We start from the raw sequence: 21,166 nt of genomic DNA, 5'->3' as shown, positions 1-21,166 counted from the left end.
GGCCTCTCGTCTGGATCGGCCCCGGATGGCGACGTCATCGTCGCCCCCATCTTTCCAGACTTGCCAGGCAGCTCCAGTACTGGTCGCGTACTGGGTCCGGCCCGTTGCCGACCGGCCTCAGTCGAGGCCCAGCTCGTCCTTGCCGTACGCGAACAGGTAGGGCACCCCGGCGCCCTCGGTGATCTTCTCGGCGGCACCGGTGGCGCGGTCCACGATCGTGGCGACGCCGACGACCTCGGCACCGGCCTCGCGCACGGCCTCGACGGCGGCGAGCGGGGAGCCGCCGGTGGTGGACGTGTCCTCGACGACGAGGACGCGGCGGCCCCTGATGTCCGGACCCTCGACGCGGCGCTGCATGCCGTGCGCCTTGGCGGCCTTGCGGACCACGAACGCGTCGAGGCGCTCGCCCCGGGCGGCGGCCGCGTGCAGCATGGCGCCGGCGACCGGGTCGGCGCCCATCGTCAGGCCGCCCACGGCGTCGAAGTCGAGGTCGGCGGTCAGGTCGAGGAGCACCTGGCCGACCAGCGGGGCGGCCTCGCCGTCGAGGGTGATGCGGCGCAGGTCGATGTAGTAGTCCGCCTCCAGACCGGAGGAGAGCGTCACCTTGCCGTGCACCACGGCCTTGTCCTTGATCTGCTGGAGAAGCGCGTCGCGCACGTCGTTCGTCATGGCTACGAGCTTAGAGTGCTCGCCACGTCCAGGTGGTCGACGCCTCAAGGGGGTCCACCGGGGTGACGAGGCGGGGCAGCGTGTTCAGTCCGTCCGGCGGGCCGGTCTGCGGCTCCACGCACACGGCCGCCTCCTGCTCGTCGTAGACGACGGCCCACTGCTCCCGGCTCGCGACCTTGACCTCCAGTCGCTGCGGCCAGGTCAGGGTCACGTCCACGCCGTCGGGCATGCCGAAGCAGTCGTCCCAGGGGCCGTCGGTGCGGTCGATCCGCTTGCCGGTGGGGAGGTGGTCGTCGCCGCGCTCCTCCTGCCAGGCCGGGGAGAACTCGACGCGCACGCCGTCGGCGGAGCCGTCGAGGGTCCGGTTGAACCAGGGGTGCCAGCCGGCCTGCGCGGGGAACGAGTCGCCGTACGTCTCGATGCCGAGCGTCAGCGTGAGCGAGTCCTCGGCGAGGCGCACCAGCTGCGTGACGCGGCCGGTCCAGGGCCAGGGCTCGGCGAGGTCGTACGTGAAGACGGCCTCGTCGGCGCTCACCCGGGCGGTCGTCCACTCGGCGTCGCGGGCGAAGCCGTGGATGGCGTGGGGTGGCGAGTTCAGGGGCATCTGGTACGTCTGCCCGCCGTCCCGGAACCTGCCGTCCCTGATACGGCCGCACCACGGCACCATCGGGAAGCAGCCGTGGCGTTCCCCCTGCCGGAGGAGTTCGGTGCCTCCGATCCGCAGGCTGCTCACGCGGCAGCCGTTGCCCGGCTGCACGGTCACTTCCGCGTCACCCGCGGTCAGCGTCGTTTCCTGGGTAGTCACGGGCCGACCTTACGTTTCGATCAGCGCCGGCGGCGCAGCACCCGGCCGACGACGATCGCGGACGCGACCACGAGGGCGGCGGCGGGCGCGGCCCAGCGCAGGGTGGCGCTGGCCGCCGTGGTCTCGGGCGCGGGCACGGGGGCGTACCGGCCGCGCGGCGGGGCGTGGTCGACCTCCTCGGCGCTGCGGCCGATCATGGTGCGGCGCGCGTGGGCCGCCTCGGCGGGCGGCGCTTCGGCGTCGAACCCGGCGTCCTGCGCGGCGGCCTCGGCTTCGGGCTCCAGCTCGGCGAAGGGGGCGAGCGAGGGCGGCGGGATCTCGGTCTCGAAGACGGAGGTGTGGTCCTCGTCCTCGGCGTCCTCGGTGTCCTCGGTGTCCTCGTCGGTGGCGTCCGCGGCGTCTGCGGCGTCCGCCGTGTCTGCGGTGTCCGCCGTGTCCCCGGCGGAGTCCTCCGCAGGGGCCGCGTCCTCCGCCCCGGGGTCCGTCCCCGGTTCCGCCACCGCGCCGAGCGCCTCCGCGAAGCGGCTCAGGAGACGGCGCACCGCGGACTGCACGGCGTCCTCGGAGAGTTCGGCGACCCGGCCGTCCCCGCTGCCGGACGCGACGAACGTGACGTTCGAGCCGCCGGACGCGGCGGCGACCCGCACCGTCACCGCGAACTTCACGGACCCGGTGCCGCGCGCCTCGGTGCCGTCGCCCTCGACCGCGAACGCCCCGCTCTCCGTCTCGGTGACGCGCAGGGAGCCGCGGTAGGTGATGGTGTGGCCGCCGATGCGGAGCTTCAGCCTGCCGCCGTCGCCGGAGGCCTCCCGCTGAAGCCCGGGCACCGCCCTCGCCACCAACTCGGGGGCTGCCAGCGCGCCCCTCAACGACTCCGCCGGAACCGGAACGAACACCTCATGCTCCATGCCGACCGAGCCTACCCACGCCCGGCCCCACGCGTCCCGCGTTCGGCGCGTACTCAGTCGGCGTACCGCGGATGAACCAAGGTCGACGGGGCGAGTCCGGTGATCCGCGAGCGCTCCGCCGCGCGCATCCGATCGCGCGGCACGGCGCCCTCCGGCAGCGGCCCGAGGCCCGCGAGCAGGAACCCCCAGTCGCTCGGCGCCCGCGTCCCGTCGAGCGTCCGGTCGGGCCCGTCGGCGATCCCGGTGAGCCGGTCCCACGCCCCGTGCCGCCGGCCGGCCGGGGCCGGGGGTCCGCCCGTGCCCACCCAGTACGGCACCGTCCGCAGGCCCGCCGCGCGCAGCGTCGTGTCGACCGTCCAGAACACACGAGGCCGCGACGACAGCGACCCGGCGTGCACGGCGAGCCGCCCGCCCGGCGCGAGGACCTGGGCCGCCAGGCCGTAGAACTCCTGCGAGTACAGCTTCGTGCTGGCCGTGATCCCGGGGTCGGGCAGATCGGAGATCACGACGTCGTACGGGGTGTGGGGCCCGCGCAGCCACTGGAAGGCGTCCGCGGTCACGGCCCGCACGCGCCGGTCCTCGTACACGTGCCCGTTGAGCGCGCTGAGCGGCGGATCGTTTCTGGCGAGGCGTACGACGCCCGGGTCGATCTCCACGATGTCCACCTGGCGCACCCCGGGGAAGCGCAGGACCTCGCGGGCGGCCAGGCCGTCACCGCCGCCGAGGATGAGCACGCGCGCGTGCGGCCCGGTCATCGCGGGCCGCACCAGGCCCTCGTGGTAGCGCTGCTCGTCCCGGCCGCTGACGCGCAGGCGCCCGTCGAGGTAGAGGTCGAGCGGCTCGTGCTTGCCGCCGGTGAGGACGATCTCCTGTACGCCGGTCTGGACGGCGACGCGTACGTCCCTGCCGTACATGGCCTGCCGGGCGGCCCGCTCGAAGTCGTCCACGCGGGCCGCGGCGCAGGCGAGCAGGCCGAGCACGACGACGTTCGCCACGAGCAGCGTCCAGCGGCCCCTACGGGTGAGGTCCCTGCGGAACAGGCCGAGTACGAGGGCGCCGCCCGCGAGCGCGTTGACCGCGCCGGTCAGCAGCGCGCCCGTCAGCTGCCCGAGCATCGGCAGCAGAAGGAAGGGAAAGGCGAGCCCGCCGACGAGCGCGCCCACGTAGTCGGCGGCGAACAGGTCGGCGACGGCGCCGCCGGCGTCCTGCCGCCTGATCCGCTGGATGAGCACCATCAGGAGGGGCACTTCGGCGCCGATGAGCACACCGATGGCGAGGGAGAACCCGACGAGCATGTAGCGCGAGCCGCCCGCCCAGGACCCGCCCCAGTCGCCGGTCCACGCGAACACCGCGTACAGCGCCATCGCGCTGCACCCGCCGACCAGCGCGAGGGCGGCCTCGACCGCGCCGAACCCGGCGGCGGCCCGCAGCCGCAGCCGCTTGGCCCCGAGCGAGCCGATGCCCATGGCGAAGACCATCACGGACAGCACGACGGACGCCTGGGTGACCGAGTCGCCGATCAAGTACGAGGCGAGCGCGACCAGTTCGAGTTCGTACACGAGTCCGCAGGCCGCGCAGAGGAAGACGCCCGCGAGGACGAGGAACCGTCCGGTCGCCGGCTTTACGGGGAGGGGGGCCACGGGAAGGGGCGCCCTGCCCTCCTCGCTCCGGGCGCGTCGGACGCCGGAGGGGACGGGGGTGCGCGGCTCGATCACGTTACGAACGCTACGTCACCTCACAAATACGTCCAGTCACCCACAGGTGTGGAAGTGGGCCCGTGCGCGCATGAATTGCGGCCCGGGCGTCACAGCAGCGCGGCCGGGGTCCGCACCCCCACCCGGGTCCGGGTGACGACGAGTTGACCCTCCTGCGGATAGGCGTGCCAGGTGCGCCAGTGCACCTGACCCTCCTGCCGGTGGGCGAGCAGTGCGGTGAAGGCGTGCGTGCTGCCGGGGAACACCCCGGCGAGGCCGTTGGGATGGTCGGACACCAGCGCGATGAGTTCCTGGGCGCGGCCCGCGAACGCGCCCTTCGAGAGGGTCTCGACGTGTGCCGCGAACTCGTACTCCCAGTCGCCCATGCGCTTGGCGACGCCGAGCGGCAGCGGAGTGCTGCTGCCCGGGATGCAGGCGACGGTCTCGGAGCAGGTGCCCCGCTCCTCCTCCAGGAGTACCTGGTGCGAGGCACCGAGGAGTCTCAACTGGAGCTGGGCACCGGCGAGTTCGAGATCGAGCGTGGCGAGTGCGGGCAGCGGTTCGCGGCCGAGGGCCCAGGCCAGGTCGTCCGCGCGCGTGTCGGTGTAGGCGGTGTTCAGGGTCGTGAGCATGGGTCGGCTCCGCTAACACACAAATGGAGGTGGGGCCGGCGCTGAAGGGGGAGGGCCGGCACGTGCCCACGCGAACGTACGAGGGCCGCTTTTGACGGTTAAGAGGGAATCATGAACGGTGGCGCCACCACAGCGTTTTTACCCAACTTCGCCGGGTTTCCATCCCCTTCGGGGACCCCACAGCTCAACTGTTCAACTTCTCTCGGCAACTTGCGTACCGTTCCCGCGCAACGGACCCTTCCAGGCGCATATGGCGCCCTGTTCGTCGCCCGTTTCTACGACTGACTCACACATACGTACGGCCCACGCGGACCGGCTGCCCCGTGTCAGCCGCCTCCCTGTGGGCCGTACGTGTCCTGGTGTCGCGGTCAGCTTCCGCCGCCGCACCCGCCCCCGCCGCCGCCACAGGAGGACCCGCCGCCGCAGGAGCTGCCGCCCCCGCACGAGGATCCGCCGCCGCAGGAGTGCCCGTGGTGTCCGCCGGAGCTGCCGGAGCTGCCGGACGAGCAGGAGTACCCGCTCGCCGCACCGCCGCCGCCGGCCCACCAGCTGCCGCTGGAGCGCCGCGACCGGCCCTTGCTCAGTGACGTCTTCCGCGCCTTGCCCGAGCCGCCAGCGGACGACACCGCCACGACGATGCCCACGATCACCAGCACAAAGATGATGGCTCCGATGATCACGGCCCCCACCTTCCTCTCATTCCCCCGAGAACGCCCCCGTCGGGCGTGACTCGGGGATTCCCGGGCCCGCGCCCCGTCAAAGCAGAGTTGAGGAACTCCAGAGGTTCGGCGCAGGATGGCGGCCATGACCTCCAGCGCGCGCCCCCTGCTCAACCGCCGTCTCGCCGAGTTCGGGACCACGATCTTCGCGGAGATGTCCGCGCTGGCCACGGCGACCGGCTCGATCAACCTCGGCCAGGGCTTCCCCGACACGGACGGCCCCGAGGAGATCCGCGAGGCGGCCGTGCGGGCGCTGCGCGACGGCCGCGGCAACCAGTACCCGCCGGGCCCCGGCGTCCCCGAGCTGCGCACCGCGATCGCGGCCCACCAGGAGCGCCGCTACGGTCTGACCTTCGACCCGGACCGCGAGGTCCTCGTCACGGCCGGCGCCACCGAGGCCATCGCCGCCTCGCTGCTCGCCCTGGTGGAACCCGGCGACGAGGTCGTCGCCCTGGAGCCGTACTACGACTCGTACGCGGCCAGCATCGCGCTGGCGGGCGGCACCCGCGTCCCCGTCACCCTGCGCCCCGACGGCAGCGCCTTCCGGCTCGACCTGGACGAGCTGCGCGCCGCGGTCACCGACCGCACCCGCCTCCTGCTCATCAACACCCCGCACAACCCGACCGGCACCGTCCTCACCCGCGAGGAACTCACCGCCGTCGCGGCCCTCGCCGTCGAACGCGACCTCCTGGTGATCACCGACGAGGTGTACGAGCACCTGACGTTCGGCGACGCCGGGCACATCCCGCTCGCCACGCTCCCCGGTATGCGCGAGCGCACGGTGACCATCGGGTCCGCCGGCAAGACCTTTTCGTTCACGGGCTGGAAGGTCGGCTGGGTGACCGCGTCCCCCGAGCTGGTCACCGCGGTCCGCTCGGCGAAGCAGTTCCTCACCTACGTCGCGTCCGGCCCCTTCCAGTACGCGATCGCCGAGGCGCTCTCGCTGCCCGACTCGTACTACGACGCCTTCCGCGCCGACATGAGCGCCAAGCGCGACCTGCTCGCGGACGGTCTCGCGGCGGCGGGCTTCGAGGTGTTCCGGCCCGCGGGCACGTACTTCGTCACCACCGACATCCGCCCGCTCGGCGAGAGCGACGGCTTCGCGTTCTGCCGCGCGCTGCCCGAACGCGCGGGCGTCGTCGCCATCCCGAACGCGGTGTTCTACGACCACCGCGACGCGGGCGCCCCCTTCGTACGGTTCGCGTTCTGCAAGCGGATCGCGGTGCTCGAAGAGGCGGTCGACCGCCTCAAGAAGCTCGCCTGAGGCCGGCCGGGTCCCGCTTCCCGAGGAGTAACACGATGCGCGCGTGATCCAAATGGGACGGTTGTGACCGTACCCACGCGCGGCTCTTCGTCATACCCTTGCTGGCTCGGGCAGCGACAGTACGACCGCTGCCGCGGGACGCGTGAGGGGGACACGTGGAAGTGGCTCGACCAACTGCGGACAACTATCCGGCGGACGCCACCCGGTGGCAGAACCGCTCCGACGGCCATGCCTGAGCGCCCGTCCCCGTACCCGGCCTTTCCCGCGAGCGAAGAGCAGCTCGTGGAGGCGCTGATGCGGGTGTCCGTCATGGAGGACCGGCTCAGCCGCAGGATGTGCGTCGACCGGGCGCTCCACCGGCTCGGCCGGCGCCTCTCCGTGACCGAGTTCGGCGAGAAGAAGCCGCACATCGTCGAAATGGTCCGGGTGTTCGGCGCAGTGCCCCACGGCTGGCTCCGGCTGGTGGAGGCCGTCCGGTATCTGGCGGACGACGATCTGGCCTCGCTCCAGGCGTCCGCCCTCGTGGAGTCGCCGCTGCCGCCGGCCGGCGACCCGGCGCAGCGGGCCGCGCTCGACCCGCTCCTGAGCGGCCTCGACCGGGGCTCCGTGCCGGAGCTCGCCGACCTCTTCCGCCATGTGGCCGGGGACAGCTTCGGGCCGCTGCCGAGGACGACCAGCACGGCCCGCGAGGCGTACGAGCTCCTGGAGCAGTGCAACGTTCCCCCGGACGGGATACCGAGGAGCGTGCGCTTCCTGCACGAACTGGCGTATCTGGTCGGCCCGGAGCGCGGCGACCCGCTCAGGGTCTGGCTCAGCAGCCACATCCGCTCCCTCGCCGACGCGGGGGTCGAGGGGCAGCGCCTGCTCGACGCCGTCCGCACCTCCACCGGCACCTGGCGAAGAGACCCCGGCCGTGAAGCCTTCCTGGTGATCCGGCTCCAGCCGTTGACCGAGTCACCCGACCGTGTCGCACTCACCTGCTGGACGAGCACCGGCAACGCCTGGGAGCCGCGCCAGCGGGACGACCGGGAACTGCGCCTGACGGAGGTGCCCGGCTGGGTCGCCACCCTCGTCGACCGGGAGGAAGAGCGGCTGCGCAACCACCACGGCGGCATCGTCGTCGAGTTCATTCTCTCCCTGGCGATGGCGAACACACCGGTGGAGGACTGGACCCGGCCGACCCCCTTCGGGCCGCGGCAGCCCGGCCTCGGCAGATCGACCCCGTACACCCCTCCGCTGGGCATGGACTACAAGGTCGTCATACGCAGTCTGGAGCGGATGGAAGCACGTCAGGTGCACCGGGTGTGGAACGCGCGCTGGGAGGTACTGAGGAGCGGGGGCGAGGCGCACGTACACCGGTGCGAAACCGGCGCCGGGTCCCAACAGCAGGCGCTCTACGCCAAGTTGAAGCGTAATCAGGCCATTGTGCTGATGACTCTGGGGTCGTCACCGGACGAGGAACACGGGCTCAGCGAGCTGACGCTCGGCCTCCAGGCGGGCCTGCCGGTGCTGCTCTGGGCTCACCAGGGACCACTCGACGACAGCGAACACGCGGAACTCCACAGGGTCGCCGAAACGGGTGCCTGGGACGACTTGTTGGAGACCGTCACGCGCTTGCGCTTCTCTCCCGGAACACGCGACGATGGGACAGAGGGTTCCATCGACTCTCGTATCGCTGTGCTGTGGGACGATCCGAGCCGCCTTCCCGAAGTACCGGAATCAGCGAGTTGAAGACTTCCAGTCCAACCAGGTGTTCGGGGCAGGGCAGTTGGGGAGTACGGACGTGCACCGACCGGGCACGAACCAGGGTGAGGGGGAACGGTCGATGGCCGACAGGGATCCGCACGTTCCGGCACAGGCCGACGGCGCCGCGGCCGACCCCGGCGCATGGCGCATCTACCGGGGCACGGCGAGGCCCCGCGGCAAGGACCCCGTGTCCCGCGAGTTACCTCCGCCCCCGCCCTGGCGCCGCTTCACCGGCGCACCCCTGATCTCCGGTCCGCCCCCGGACGACGAGGACGAGTTCACCCGCCGCCTCGGCCCGCCGGACGGCGCCGTCGTCCGCAAGGCCTCCGAGCAGGAACTCGATCTGGTCAATGCCGCGCTGTTCCTGCGCAGGCCGCTGATCGTCGCGGGCCCTCCCGGCATCGGGAAGTCGAGCCTCGCCCACTGCATCAGCCGCGAACTCTCCCTCGGCCGCGTCCTGCGCTGGTCGATCACCAGCCGCAGCACCCTCAAAGAGGGCCTCTACGCCTACGACGCCATCGGCAGAGTGCAGGAGGCGGCCACCCGCGGCGCCCTGCGCGGCTCGCAGCCCGGCACCGGCCCCGGCGATCCGGCACCCGACCCGGACGGCCTGAACAACCTCGGCGACTACGTCCAACTGGGCCCGCTGGGCACGGCGTTGCTGCCCCGCGAGATCCCCCGCGTCCTGCTCATCGACGAGTTCGACAAGTCCGACACTGACCTCGCGGGCGACCTGCTGAGCGTCTTCGAAGAGGGCGAGTTCCGCATCCCCGAACTGGCCCGCGTGCGCTCCAGGCTCCCCGACGCCGAGGTGCACACGGACGACCCGGACGGCACGGCGGTCATCCACCACGGAGCGGTGCGCTGCGCCGCGTTCCCCGTCGTCGTGATCACGAGCAACGGCGAGCGCACGCTGCCGCCCGCCCTGCTGCGCCGCTGCCTCTACCTCGATCTCCCCGCGCCCGACGCGGGCCAGCTCGCCGCCATGCTGGCGGCGCAGCTCTCGCAGGACGACGAGGGGCGCACGGCGATGATCCGCGACTTCCTCAACCACGCGAGGACCGGCGGCTCGCTCGCCGCGGACCAGCTCCTCAACTCGGAGTTCCTGCGCACCACGCCCGCGGGCCCCGACCAGGGGTCCATGAGCACGCTGTTGCACGCGCTGTGGCGACGGCTCGACGAGGTCGGCACTGGATGAACCGGTCGCCCTCCCACGGCGGCGTGGCGGGTGACGGTATCGGGCCGGGTGCCGCATCGCTGGCCGAGGCGTCCCCGCAGCCGCACTGGTACGAGGCGGGCGAGGTCCTGTGGCTCGCCGCGCAGCGCTGGCTGCGGCTGAAGGACGCCCGGCGCGGCAGGCCACGGCCCGGCGCGCTGCCCGAGCTGCCCGAAGCGCCCGAAGAGGGGCGCCCGCGCCCCGAGGACGTGGACGCCCCCGTGCCGGAGCTCACGGAGGAACCCGTAGAGCGGCCGGTGCCCCCGCCCGGGCCGTCCGGACCGGCCCCGGACCCCGGCGACCATGTGGACTCGCTCCTCATGAGCCTCGGGAACGGCTTCGCCCTCGACCGGTCGCGGGAGATCGAGAAGGCGCTGAAGCCGCTGCGGCGGCGCATCGCCTCCCGGAGCCAGGTCTTCCTGAACGAGGAGGCCACCGCCGAGCTGCACGCCGAGACCGGCATGTGGCTGCCCCAGCTGGAGCCGGGCCAGGAACGCTGGCTGACCGTGACGCTCCTCGTGGACTCCGGCGACTCGATGCGGCTGTGGTCGCACACCGCGCAGCGCCTCGCCGAGACCCTGCACTGCTCCGGCGCCTTCCGCGACGTACGGACCGTGCGCTGGCAGGAGGACGGCGCGGGCTCCGAGGTCGCCGGCGACGCCGACGGCCGGCATCTGGTCCTCGTCCTCACCGATCTGCACGCCGACCACTGGGGCGACGGCACCGCCCGGCGCAGGCTCGCCCGGTGGGCCCGCACGATGCCCGTCGCGATCGTCCATGTGCTTCCGGAGCACGTCTGGGCGAGGGCGGGCACACAGACCAGCAGCCTCCTGCTGACCAGCCCGCGCCCCGCGTCCCCCAACAGCGCCTGGACCGCCGAGCCCGTGGGCCTGGTCCTGCCCACCGCCGAGGCCGACGGGCCCGGCGGCTTCGACGGGGTGCGGCTGCCGGTGGTGACGCTGACCCCCGAAGGGCTCGGCGGCCTCGCCCGCTTCCTCGCGCACGACAGCACGGGCGGTTACACGGTGCGTGTCCTGGACTGGACGCCCGGCGACGAGACAGCCGTCGCGCGCAGGCCCGCCGCCGCGCTGCCCGCCGACATCCAGGTCAAGACAGTGCGGGCCCAGCTCTCCCCCACCGCCTACCACCTGGCCCGCCTCTCCGCGGCCGTCCCGCTCAACCTCGACGTGCTGCGCCTGCTCCAGGAAGGGCTGATCCCCGGGGCGCGGAACTGGCACGTGGCGGAGCTGCTTCTGAGCGGACTGCTGCGGCGCACGGAGGCGGAGCCGGACGAGGCCGCCGGGCCGGGCGTCGAGCTCGAATTCGACGACGGCGTGCGGCGGGAGCTGCTCTCGGACGGGACGCGCGGCGAGACGGCCCGCGCACTGATGCTCGCCTTGGACCATTTGGCGGTCGCCGTACCGGCGTACGGGGAAGGCGTCGCCCTTCTGCGCGAGCCGGATCGCGCGCGGAGTGTCTCCATGGAAGGTTTACGGCCATGGATTTCGTCTATTCTGCCCGCATTCGCGGCCATGGCAGGACCGCACGCCACCGCCGCCCGGGAGCTTGAGGCACGCCTCGACGAACCTCCACCCCGGGTGACCACAACCTCCGGAGAACACAGTCGGTTAGGTGGTGGGGCCGAGCCCACCGCCCCGGAAGACAACGGCAACGAAGAAAGGGTCGAAGTAGTGAGCGGCTTGCAGTCCACCCAGGCCGGGGCAAGGGGTGACGCGCTGCAGAAGCCGCCCCCCGTCTGGGGCAACGTCCCTCCCCGAAACCGTGCCTTCACCGGCCGCGTCCAGCTCCTGGACGACCTGCACCGCAGGCTCCAGGAGGGGACCACGGCGGTGCTCCCCGAGGCGCTCCAGGGCATGGGCGGCGTCGGGAAGTCCCAGCTCGCGGTCGAATACGTGTACCGGCATCTGCACGAGTACCAGATCGTGTGGTGGATCCCCGCCGAACAGCCGCAGCAGATCCGGCAGTTCCTCGTCCAGCTGGCGGGCCGGCTCGGTCTGAACGTCGGCAGTGGCGAGGCGAACACGGCGGTGCCGGCCGTCATCGAGGCCCTGCGCGTCGGCGAGCCGTTCAAGAACTGGCTCCTCATCTTCGACAACGCGGAAGACCCGGAGTCCGTAAGAGAGTTCTTCCCGACCAACGGTCCGGGCCGCATCCTCGTCACCTCACGGAACGCGCAGTGGGCCTCGTCGGCGCGTCCCCTGGAGGTCGACGTGTTCACCCGCGAGGAAAGCCGTTCGCTGCTCCAGATGAGGGCACCGAGCCTGGACAACGCGACCGCGGACCGGCTCGCCGAGACGCTGGGCGACCTGCCACTGGGCATCGAGCAGGCCGCCGTATGGCTGGCCGAGACGGGCATGCCCGCGGACGAATACCTGCGCATGTTCGAGCAGCAGGCCAACGAGCTGATGGTCAGCGAACCGCCCGTGGACTATCCGCTGTCCGTCGCCGCGGCCTGGAACGTGTCCCTGGACCGGCTGCGCAAGCACCACCCCGCGGCTCTTCAACTCCTGCAGATGTGCGCCTTCTTCGCGCCCGAGCCGATCTCCCGGCGTCTGCTCACCGGCGTCCGCGACGCCCCCGTGCCCCCGGAGCTCAGCGCGGCACTCAGTGACCCGATCCGGCTCAGCCGCGCCATCCGCGAGATCAACCGGTACGCGCTGGCGCGCATCAACCACGAGACCAACACCATCCAGCTGCACCGACTGGTCCAGCGCGTCCTCATCAACCAGATGACGGAGCCGCTGAAGTCGCAGATGCGCGCCGGCGCCCACCGGCTGCTCGCCAAGGACGACGCGGGCGAGCCCGACAAGTCCCACCGGTGGCAGCAGTACGGCGACCTGCTGCCGCACGTCCTCAACAGCAGGGCCGTCGAGTCGACGGACCCGTGGGTGAGGAATCTCGTCCTGAACGAGATCCTGTACATGTACTACTGGGGCGACCACCAGGGCTCCCTCGACCTGGCCAGGGAGACGTACACCACCTGGCGCGAGGCCGACGGGGACACCGCCGAGCACGTACTCAACGCGGCCCGGATCTACACGAACTCCCTGCGCATCCTGGGCCGCTACTCGGAGGCGTACGAACTCGACCAGCGGACGCTGGCCGGGATGACCCAGGTCCTCGGCCCCGAGCACGAGTCGACGATCGACATCACCAGCATGCTCGCCTGGGACCTGCGGCTGCGCGGCGACTTCCAGGCGGCGCTCGACCTCGACAAGCACGCCTTCGAGACCTGCGAGCGCCTCTTCGGGCCCAACGACCCCTCCACCCTCCTCAGCGCCCACCGGCACGCGCTGAACCTGCGGTTCATCGGGCACTTCCGGGCGGCGCTCGCGCTCGACCGCTTGACGCACAGCCGCAAGGTCGCCGAGCTCGGCGAGAACGCGGTGTCGACGCTGTCGACCATGGCGGCGGTGAGCGTCGACCTCCAGGAGGGCGGCGAGTACCTGGCCGCCCGCGACCAGGCGCGCGACGTCGAGGAGCGCTTCCGCAACACCGTCGGCGACAGCCACCCGAACACGATCTCCGCGATGCGGATCCTGTCGGTGGCCGAGCGGCGCGCCGGCCAGCACGCCGTGGCCCTGGAGCTGTCCGGCCGGTCCCTCGTCATGTTCCGGACCCGCTACGGCGACCTGTACCCGCAGACGGTGAACGCGCTCGCCTCGCACGCCATCGACCTACGGCACAGCGGCGACCTCGCCCGCGCACTCGAACTCGGGCAGAAAGGGTACGAGGGGTACGAGGCACTGCTCGGCGCGCGGCATCCGCACTCCGTGGCGGCACGCGTCAACCACGCGATCTGTCTGCGCCTGGCCGGGCGGACCGAGGAGGCCCGCGCGAGCGACGTGGACTCGCGGGCGAAGCTGATCGAGCTGATCGGCGAGGACCACCCCAACACCCTTTCCTGCACCGCGAATCTCGCCGCCGACCTGTTCGAGCTCGGCGAGATGCAGGCGTCGGCGGACCTCGCGACGAGGGGGCTCGACCTGTGCCGCACCCACCTCGGCGAGGACCACCCCATCACCCTCGCCACGGCCCTCAACCTCTCGCTCGGGCTGCGGCAGCTGCGGCGTGACGGCGAGGCGGACGAGCTGTACGCCGACACGGCCGAGCGTTACGCACGCACCCTCGGCGAGGACCACCCGGCGACGGCGGCGGCCGCGGACGGCAGGCCCGCGAACTGCGACATCGACCCGCTGCTGATGTGACGTCGACTGCTGCATCGCACTGACCCCGCCCGGGACCCTTCCGGGCGGGGTCAGTGCTGTGGCACGTCCGTCGCGGTCCGCGCGGTGAGTCCGGGGATCCGCGCGGTCCAGCGGGCCAGTTCCAGCGGGTCGGGCGTCCGCGCGCCGCGGGCCCGCGCGTCCAGGGCGAGCGCCCGCACCAGCTCGGGCCGGTGCAGCAGGGCCGTGGCCGGGGCGTCCTCGCCGGATGCCTCCAGGGCGAGGCCGAGGCCGACCCAGGCAGGGCGGGTCCCGGGGGCAGTGGCCAGGACGGCGCGGTAGCGGTCGACGGCCCGCGCCGCGTTCGCCGGCCCGCCGCGCAGGAGGCACATGTCCGCCTCCAGGAGGTCCGGGGACCGGTCCACCCCGGAGAGCCGGGCTTGCGTGTCCGGGGTGAACGTTCCTGCGTCGGCGAGATGCAACCGCCGCATCTCACACCGGAGTTCGGGCAGGCGCGGCGGCGGGTCCGCGCGCAGCCGGGACAGCGGGGCGGTCGCCTCCCCGCCGGGGCCGCCGCCGAGCCGGTGGTCGGTGAGCAGGCGGGTGGCGGCCGGGTCGGGCGCGAGGTTGTGGCTGCACCACGTGGCGCGCAGATCGGCGAGTTCGGCCTCCGCCGGGGCGAGGGCCTCGGCCGGTACCTCCTCGTCGGCCCACGGAGCGGCCTGGCGCGCCATCCCGTCGACGAAGCGGCGGCCCCACGGGGTGAGCCCGGGCTGGGCGGACAGCGTGCGCAGGGCGATGGCCACCGCCTCGCGCCACACGGCGAACTCGAAGTGCGCGAGGGCGGCCCGGGGTCCGGTCAGGGCGTGCCGTTCGGTGCGCCAGAAGGCGGCGACGCCGGTGAACGCGTACGTGCCGTGCAGCAGGCCCCACGGCGGGCGCGGGTCGCTGCGCCAGGGCGCGTAGAGCAGCGTGTCCTGCCGTGGTCCGCGCGCCGCCCTGTCGACGAGCTGGATCTGGTGGCTCAGGGCGTTGAGCACGGAGTGCCGTGACTCGTGGACGAGGGTGACGGCGAAGTCGACGGCGTCGCGCGGCAGGGAGACCAGCGCGCTCCCGAACGCCTCGGCGTACGAGGCGCTGGAGGCGCGGAAGCGGGGCGTGCCCGGCAGGGGCACGAGCGAGCTCAGGACGAGCGGCACCGTGCGGGCCGCGTCCGGGTGACGGGCCCCGAGAAGGCGTGCCGCGTCGTGCAGATGCCGCTGCCAGGTGTCCGACTCCGCGTCGGTGAGCGGGGCCGGGGGCGGCCAGGGGGACCGGAAGTCGCGGTAGGGGTCGGCGTCGTCCAGGAGGACGCCGGGGCCCGGCTCGCGCGGGGTCCAGCCCAGCAGGCGCGCAGGGTGCCAGCCGGGGGCGGGCAGATGCGGGGCGGCGGGCAGTTCGAGGGCGTGCGGGCCGAGGGTGACGCGGGCCGTGCCGCGCCCGTCGATCTCCACAGTGGCGACGTCGTGGCCGCGGGGGGCGTCGTCCAGTACGGCGTGCCCCACCGTCGGCAGGATCACCCTGCCCGCGCGGGCGGGTACGCGGACGCGCGCGGGAAGTCCCGCCCGCAGCGCGGCCGCCGCGGCGAGCGCGTGCGCGTAGCCCGCCTCACGCCATAACGGGGGCTCGTCGGGCCCGGGTTCGGCACCCTTGCGCAGCCGCCCGAGCAGGCGGACCGCCCAGACCCCGACCGGCGGATGTCCGAGCACGCTCGCCACGGCCTGCGGATCGTGGGCCTCCGCGCGGGCCAGCAGATCGAAGGCGTGCCCCAGCGGGGGCAGCGGCCCCTCGCCCTCGTCCGTCCCGCGTTCCGCTTCCGCGGCGGCCAGGGCCCGCAGCATGAGCATGCGCCGGCTGCGCTCCGCCGCCGCGATACGGGTCGCCGTGGGTGCGGTGACGCGGCCGGTGGCGATGGCCTCCAGGTCGGCGACCGGCACGTGGTGCCGTGTCAGCACGGCAGGGCAGGCCGGTCGGGCGCGTCAGGTCCGTCGCACGGGGACAGGGGGCCGGACAGCACGGGCGGCCCGTGTTCGTGCCGTGGCTCCTGAGGGGCCGTGCCGCCGTGCTGTTCCGCGCCGAAGTGCGGACTGCCTTCTCCGCCGGCCACGACCTGCCCGACGGCGTCCTCCGTCAAATGCTCGAGCAGCGCGTTCTGCGCCGCCGCCACCAACGGGTCCCTCAGTGCCATGGCCTCCTGAAGGCCCCAACGGCTGAGATCGACAAGACCGGTCTCGATGTCAGTCGTAGAAGTCCTCACGTCAAACTTCCCCCTGTCGGCTCCCGCTCGCGGCCCCGCGGCGCAGACCCACCTCCTTCCCATAGTGGCCCGTGGTCAGCCGCGCCGAAAGGGGCCCCGGTGGCCATCAAGGCTTGAATTGTTCGATTCATGGCCGGGGGAGACGGCATCCGGTGCCGCGGCCGGCCGTTGGCCAGGTGCTCAACTGGCGTGCCCAGTGGGGAAATTGATGCGTTCCGGCGGTACGGGTCCCCGTCTCGGCCACTTACACCGCTTCTGTCGTACAGAGGCACATTCCTGACGGACCGACATGGGCCCTCCCCGCGTCCCGTTGTCACGCAGCCGCGCCGACCGTCCCCCATCGGCACCCGTGCGGACCCTCCCGGCTCGCGCGCCCCGCGCGGTGCCCGCAGGGTGCGGAGATGTGACCCAGCAGCAACTTGCCCCGGCCCCCGCCACCGTCCCCGTCGCGGAGCCCGGCGCCGGACCACGTTCCCGCTCGGCCCGGCTCAGGGCCGCCGCCCCCCTGCTCACCGCACTCGGCCTGTTCGCCGTGGTCCGGCTCGCCGGCGTCGCCGCGATGAGCCTCGCCGCCTCACTGACCGGAAAGCGCTCCACCGTCCTGCTCGGCCGGTCCTGGGACTCGCTCTGGTACCTCAGGATCGCCGCGGACGGCTACGGCCGCTCCATCCCCTACAAGCCGGGCATCACCTTCAACGACCTCGCGTTCTTCCCGCTCTACCCGGGCCTGGTCCGCGCGGTGCGGACCGTGCTCCCCCTCAGCGGCGGCGCCACCGGGATGCTCATCGCCTGGACCGCGTCCCTGGCCGCCGCGGCCGGGATCTACGCGATCGGGGTGCGCCTGCACTCCCGGCCGGTCGCCGCCCTCCTCGTCCTGCTGTGGGGGCTGCTGCCGCACTCCGTGATCCTCACGATGGCGTACACCGAGCCGCTGCTCACCGCCTTGGCCGCGTGGTCCCTGTACGCGGTCCTGACCGGCCGGTGGATCTGGGCGGGCACGCTCGCCTCGCTGGCCGGAGTGTCCCGCCCCAACGGGTTCGCGGTCGCTGCCGCCATCCTCGTCACGGCGGCGTACGAGGTGATCAGCAAGCGCGGCAGAAACGTTTCCCACAGGCTGTGGACAGGAGCGGCGATCGCCCCGCTCGGCTGGACCGGGTACGTGCTGTGGGTCGGTGTCCAGCGGGGCGATCCGCTCGGCGGCTACTTCGCCGTGCAGCGGGACTGGGGTTCGCGCTTCGACTTCGGCGCCGGCGCGCTGCGCGTCGTACAGCATCTGCTGCTCAAGGGCGACCGCTTCGTCTTCCCCATGACGGTCCTGATCGTCGCCGCCGCGGTGCTGCTGTTCGCGCTGCTCATCGCCGAGCGGGCGGCCCCGCTGCCACTCGTCGTCTACAGCGGCGTACTCCTGCTCATCGCGCTCGGCGGCGACGGCTTCTTCCCGTCCAAGCCGCGCTTCCTGCTGCCCGCGTTCCCGCTGCTGCTGCCGCTGGCCCTCGCGCTGGCGCGAACGGCGAAAGCCCGGCCGCGCAGCGCCCTCCTGGTGGTGGGCGCCCTGGCCGGGCTCTCACTTTCCTACGGGACGTATCTGGTCGCGTTCGCGCACAGGGCCCTGTAGGCAGTTACGGAAACTGCCTACTCGTCGTCGGACGGCTTCTCGTCGTCGGCGGAGGAGTCCACGGCCTGCTCCAGGCCGAGCTGCTCGACCAGCCAGCGGTCGAACTCGATGGCGGCGCGCACCCAGCTGACCGTCGACGACACGAAGTGCTCCAGGCTGACGCCCGTGCCGATGAGCATCTGCGCCTCACCGATGAGGCGGACCGTGCCGTCGTCGTGGGTGTGGCTGTAGACCTTCGGCCACAGGGTGCGGCGGTTCCAGTCGTCGATGGTCTCGAGGAGCGCCGGCTTGGTCTCCAGGTCGTGCGGGCGGTCGTAGAACGTCCGCACCGAGAAGACCTGCTGGTCGTCCTCGCCGCGGAACATGAAGTACGTGCGGAACTCCTCCCACGGAGCCGCGAGGTCACCCTCTTCGTCGGTGACGTACTTGAGCTCCATCTGCTCCAGGAGCTGCTTGACGAGGTCCTGATCGGGGACGACGGGGCCCGCCGGTCCTGAGCCCTGCGGCTGCTCGGGCTGTCCCCCGAAGTTCGGAATCGAGGACGGGTCGATGCTCACGTGCTTGGTCCCTTCGTACGGATTCCGCCATCCTCCCCCATGCCGGGTGGGAAGTGACAACCCCCAACCGGTTGGATCGGCCGAGTTGTGGCCCCGACTCGGTCCGGCATCGGCGTTCGCCCTGCGTCACAGCGTCTTTCCGGTGGCCGGGCCCACGATCAGGCCGTCGCCGGAGGCGTCCACGCGGACCGTGTCGCCGTCGGTGACCTCGCCGGAGAGGATCTCCTTCGCGAGCCGGTCGCCGATCGCCGTCTGCACGAGGCGGCGCAGCGGCCGCGCGCCGTACGCGGGGTCGTTGCCCTCCTCTGCGAGCCAGGCCAGGGCCGCGTCGGAGACGTCCAGGGTGAGCCGCCGCTCGGCGAGCCGCTTGGCGAGCCGGCCGATCTGGAGCTTCGCGATCCGCTCCAGCTCCTCCTTGTTCAGCGCGGAGAAGACGACGAGGTCGTCGAGCCGGTTGAGGAACTCCGGCTTGAAGGTCGCCCGTACGACGTCCATGACCTGCTGCTTCTTCTGCTCCTCGCTCGTGGTCGGCTCCACCAGGCTGTGTCCGCTCAAGAACTGACTGCCGAGGTTCGAGGTGAGCACGAGGATCGTGTTGCGGAAGTCGACCGTGCGGCCCTGGCCGTCCGTGAGGCGCCCGTCGTCGAGCACCTGGAGCAGGACGTCGAAGACCTCCGGGTGCGCCTTCTCCACCTCGTCGAGCAGGACGACGCTGTACGGGCGCCTGCGCACCGCCTCGGTGAGCTGGCCGCCCTCCTCGTACCCGACGTAGCCGGGAGGAGCGCCCACGAGACGCGCCACGGAGTGCTTCTCGCCGTACTCGCTCATGTCGATGCGGATCATGGCCCGCTCGTCGTCGAACAGGAAGTCGGCGAGCGCCTTGGCCAGCTCGGTCTTGCCGACGCCGGTCGGGCCGAGGAACAGGAAGGAACCGGTGGGCCGGTCGGGGTCGGCGATCCCGGCGCGCGTACGGCGCACGGCGTCGGACACCGCGCGTACGGCCTCGCCCTGCCCGATCAGGCGCTTGCCGAGCTCGTCCTCCATCCGCAGCAGCTTCTGCGTCTCGCCCTCCAGGAGCCGCCCGGCCGGAATGCCGGTCCAGGCCCCCACCACATCCGCGATGTCGTCCGGGCCGACCTCCTCCTTGACCATCGTGTCGGCCTTGGACGCCTCCACCTCTTCCTCCGTGGCGGCCGCCAAGTCCCTTTCCAGGGTGGGGATCTCGCCGTAGAGGAGCTTGGAGGCGGTGTCGAAGTCACCGTCGCGCTGGGCGCGCTCGGCCTGGCCGCGCAGCTCGTCGAGCTTCTCCTTCAGCTCACCGACGCGGTTGAGGGACTGCTTCTCCTTCTCCCAGCGGGCGGTGAGGCCGCGCAGCTCCTCCTCCTTGTCGGCGAGGTCGCGCCGCAACTTCTCCAGGCGCTGCTTGCCGGCCGGATCCGTCTCCTTGGAGAGCGCCAGCTCCTCCATCTTCAGCCGGTCGACGGCGCGCTGGAGCTCGTCGATCTCGACGGGCGACGAGTCGATCTCCATACGCAGCCGGGACGCCGCCTCGTCCACGAGGTCGATGGCCTTGTCCGGCAGAAAACGGGACGTGATGTACCGGTCGGAGAGCGACGCGGCGGCGACGAGCGCGCTGTCGGCGATCTGGACCTTGTGGTGGGCCTCGTACCGGCCCTTGAGGCCGCGCAGGATCGCGATCGAGTCCTCGACCGTCGGCTCGGCGACCAGCACCTGCTGGAAGCGGCGCTCCAGGGCCGGGTCCTTCTCGATCCGCTCGCGGTACTCGTCGAGCGTGGTCGCGCCGACCATGCGCAGCTCGCCGCGCGCGAGCATCGGCTTCAGCATGTTCCCCGCGTCCATGGACGAGTCGCCGCCCGCCCCGGCCCCGACGACCGTGTGCAGCTCGTCGATGAACGTGATGATCTGCCCGTCGCTCTCCTTGATCTCGGAGAGAACGGTCTTGAGGCGCTCCTCGAACTCGCCGCGGTACTTCGCGCCGGCGACCATCGCACCCAGGTCCAGCGAGACGAGCCGCTTGTTCTTGAGCGACTCCGGCACGTCCCCCTTCACGATCCGCTGGGCGAGCCCCTCGACGACGGCGGTCTTGCCGACGCCGGGCTCACCGATCAGGACGGGGTTGTTCTTCGTACGGCGGGACAGCACCTGCACCACGCGCCGGATCTCCTGATCGCGCCCGATGACGGGGTCGAGCCTGCCCTCGCGCGCGGCGGCGGTGAAATCGGTGCCGAACTTCTCCAGGGCCTTGTACTGGCCCTCGGGGTCGGGTGTGGTCACCCGGCGCCCTCCCCTGCTCTTCTCGAAGGCGGCGAGCAGCTTCTCGGCGCTCGCCCCCTGTTCCGTCAGTACGTCGGCGACAGTGCCGCCCTTCGCGGCGATGCCGATGAGCAGATGCTCGGTGGAGAGGTACTCGTCCCCGAGCTCCTCGGCGCGCTGCGCCGCGTCCGCGATGACCGCCAGCAGCTCCCGGTTGGGTCCGGGCGGCGCGACGGTCGAGCCGGTCACGCTGGGCAGCGCGCCGAGGACCCGCTCGGCACCGGACCGCACTGCGGCCTGATCGGCTTCGACGGCCGTCAGCAGATCCGTGATGTTCTCGTTGTCCCGGCCCTCAAGAAGCGCCAGAAGCAGATGCGCGGGAGTCAGATCCGCATGCCCTCCGGACACGGCCCGACTGGTGGCCGCGTTGATCGCGTCCCGGCTCCGGTTCGTCAGCTCGGCGTCCACGTGCGCACTCTCCTCCTTGCGTATACCTCTCCAGCACAGTGACCCTGTCAGCATACACAAAGTTGAGTCGATTCCACTCAAGGGTACGGGCCCGGTACCCCGGGGCGGGATATGTC

At 72.2% G+C, this 21,166-nt stretch carries 15 protein-coding genes; 5 read left to right on the top strand and 10 right to left on the bottom strand.

All coding sequences use genetic code 11. The annotated features are described in order from the left end of the window. Nucleotides 1–117: 117 nt before the first annotated feature. The 6 genes from pyrE to ACY0PA_RS22940 all read right to left on the bottom strand — a co-directional run bounded on the left by pyrE (nucleotide 118) and on the right by ACY0PA_RS22940 (nucleotide 5,388). Entirely contained in the window at nucleotides 118–669 is a 552-nt protein-coding gene (pyrE, locus tag ACY0PA_RS22965) for an orotate phosphoribosyltransferase (protein WP_326774824.1), read from the bottom strand. Between the two features lie 10 nt (nucleotides 670–679). After that, nucleotides 680–1,474: an aldose epimerase family protein gene (locus ACY0PA_RS22960; RefSeq protein ID WP_473079597.1), complete on the bottom strand. Its 795-nt coding sequence runs from the start codon at nucleotides 1,472–1,474 to the stop codon at nucleotides 680–682. A gap of 20 nt (nucleotides 1,475–1,494) precedes the next feature. Next, the gene (locus tag ACY0PA_RS22955; RefSeq protein ID WP_473079596.1) at nucleotides 1,495–2,382 is read right to left on the bottom strand and encodes an SRPBCC domain-containing protein; all 888 of its coding nucleotides are present in this window, start codon (nucleotides 2,380–2,382) and stop codon (nucleotides 1,495–1,497) included. Nucleotides 2,383–2,435: 53 nt separating this feature from the next. Further along, entirely contained in the window at nucleotides 2,436–4,097 is a 1,662-nt protein-coding gene (locus tag ACY0PA_RS22950) for a polyamine aminopropyltransferase (protein WP_473079595.1), read from the bottom strand. A gap of 89 nt (nucleotides 4,098–4,186) precedes the next feature. After that, on the bottom strand, nucleotides 4,187–4,708 hold the full coding sequence (locus tag ACY0PA_RS22945) for a DUF2617 family protein (protein WP_473079594.1): 522 nt from the start codon (nucleotides 4,706–4,708) through the stop codon (nucleotides 4,187–4,189). 368 nt (nucleotides 4,709–5,076) lie between these two features. After that, the gene (locus ACY0PA_RS22940; protein WP_473079593.1) at nucleotides 5,077–5,388 is read right to left on the bottom strand and encodes a hypothetical protein; all 312 of its coding nucleotides are present in this window, start codon (nucleotides 5,386–5,388) and stop codon (nucleotides 5,077–5,079) included. 115 nt (nucleotides 5,389–5,503) lie between these two features. Between ACY0PA_RS22940 and ACY0PA_RS22935 the strand changes: the two genes are divergently transcribed. The 4 genes from ACY0PA_RS22935 to fxsT all read left to right on the top strand — a co-directional run bounded on the left by ACY0PA_RS22935 (nucleotide 5,504) and on the right by fxsT (nucleotide 13,882). Then, nucleotides 5,504–6,691 carry a pyridoxal phosphate-dependent aminotransferase gene (locus ACY0PA_RS22935; RefSeq protein WP_473079592.1) on the top strand — a complete coding sequence of 396 codons (1,188 nt, stop codon included), beginning with the start codon at nucleotides 5,504–5,506 and terminating at the stop codon, nucleotides 6,689–6,691. 228 nt (nucleotides 6,692–6,919) lie between these two features. Further along, entirely contained in the window at nucleotides 6,920–8,422 is a 1,503-nt protein-coding gene (locus ACY0PA_RS22930; protein ID WP_473079591.1) for a VMAP-C domain-containing protein, read from the top strand. Between the two features lie 94 nt (nucleotides 8,423–8,516). Next, nucleotides 8,517–9,635, top strand: coding sequence for an AAA family ATPase (locus ACY0PA_RS22925; RefSeq protein WP_473079590.1), 1,119 nt, complete (start codon nucleotides 8,517–8,519; stop codon nucleotides 9,633–9,635). Beyond that, nucleotides 9,632–13,882 carry an FxSxx-COOH system tetratricopeptide repeat protein gene (gene fxsT / locus ACY0PA_RS22920; RefSeq protein WP_473079589.1) on the top strand — a complete coding sequence of 1,417 codons (4,251 nt, stop codon included), beginning with the start codon at nucleotides 9,632–9,634 and terminating at the stop codon, nucleotides 13,880–13,882. The genes ACY0PA_RS22925 and fxsT overlap by 4 nt, the downstream gene beginning before the upstream one ends. Before the next feature lie 50 nt (nucleotides 13,883–13,932). Here fxsT and ACY0PA_RS22915 read toward each other — a convergent pair whose 3' ends face one another. Beyond that, entirely contained in the window at nucleotides 13,933–15,834 is a 1,902-nt protein-coding gene (locus tag ACY0PA_RS22915; protein WP_473079588.1) for an HEXXH motif domain-containing protein, read from the bottom strand. Beyond that, a complete protein-coding gene (locus ACY0PA_RS22910; RefSeq protein ID WP_356276614.1) occupies nucleotides 15,828–16,067 on the bottom strand; it encodes a hypothetical protein in 240 nt (79 codons plus the stop codon). The genes ACY0PA_RS22915 and ACY0PA_RS22910 overlap by 7 nt, the downstream gene beginning before the upstream one ends. 472 nt (nucleotides 16,068–16,539) lie before the next feature. Here ACY0PA_RS22910 and ACY0PA_RS22905 point away from each other — a divergent pair, with 472 nt between their 5' ends. Further along, nucleotides 16,540–17,751: a hypothetical protein gene (locus ACY0PA_RS22905; protein ID WP_473079587.1), complete on the top strand. Its 1,212-nt coding sequence runs from the start codon at nucleotides 16,540–16,542 to the stop codon at nucleotides 17,749–17,751. Nucleotides 17,752–17,768: 17 nt separating this feature from the next. Here ACY0PA_RS22905 and ACY0PA_RS22900 read toward each other — a convergent pair whose 3' ends face one another. Next, a complete protein-coding gene (locus ACY0PA_RS22900) occupies nucleotides 17,769–18,308 on the bottom strand; it encodes a type III secretion system chaperone family protein (protein WP_473079586.1) in 540 nt (179 codons plus the stop codon). A 126-nt stretch (nucleotides 18,309–18,434) separates the two neighbouring features. Next, nucleotides 18,435–21,050: an ATP-dependent chaperone ClpB gene (gene clpB, locus ACY0PA_RS22895; RefSeq protein WP_473079585.1), complete on the bottom strand. Its 2,616-nt coding sequence runs from the start codon at nucleotides 21,048–21,050 to the stop codon at nucleotides 18,435–18,437. Nucleotides 21,051–21,166 lie beyond the last annotated feature (116 nt).

The organism is Streptomyces sp. DS1-CR2, assembly GCF_055760475.1.
Note: the sequence above shows the minus strand (reverse complement) of the source record. Positions and strands in the feature narration are given on the sequence as shown.

Bases quoted from the DNA above. Each gene is read 5' to 3' on its own strand.
- fxsT (WP_473079589.1), top strand. From the start codon at position 9,632: ATGAACCGGTCGCCCTCCCACGGCGGCGTGGCGGGTGACGGTATCGGG.
- ACY0PA_RS22910 (WP_356276614.1), bottom strand. From the start codon at position 16,067: ATGGCACTGAGGGACCCGTTGGTGGCGGCGGCGCAGAACGCGCTGCTC.
- ACY0PA_RS22935 (WP_473079592.1), top strand. From the start codon at position 5,504: ATGGCGGCCATGACCTCCAGCGCGCGCCCCCTGCTCAACCGCCGTCTC.
- ACY0PA_RS22945 (WP_473079594.1), bottom strand. From the start codon at position 4,708: ATGCTCACGACCCTGAACACCGCCTACACCGACACGCGCGCGGACGAC.
- pyrE (WP_326774824.1), bottom strand. From the start codon at position 669: ATGACGAACGACGTGCGCGACGCGCTTCTCCAGCAGATCAAGGACAAG.
- ACY0PA_RS22925 (WP_473079590.1), top strand. From the start codon at position 8,517: ATGGCCGACAGGGATCCGCACGTTCCGGCACAGGCCGACGGCGCCGCG.
- ACY0PA_RS22930 (WP_473079591.1), top strand. From the start codon at position 6,920: ATGCCTGAGCGCCCGTCCCCGTACCCGGCCTTTCCCGCGAGCGAAGAG.
- ACY0PA_RS22955 (WP_473079596.1), bottom strand. From the start codon at position 2,382: ATGGAGCATGAGGTGTTCGTTCCGGTTCCGGCGGAGTCGTTGAGGGGC.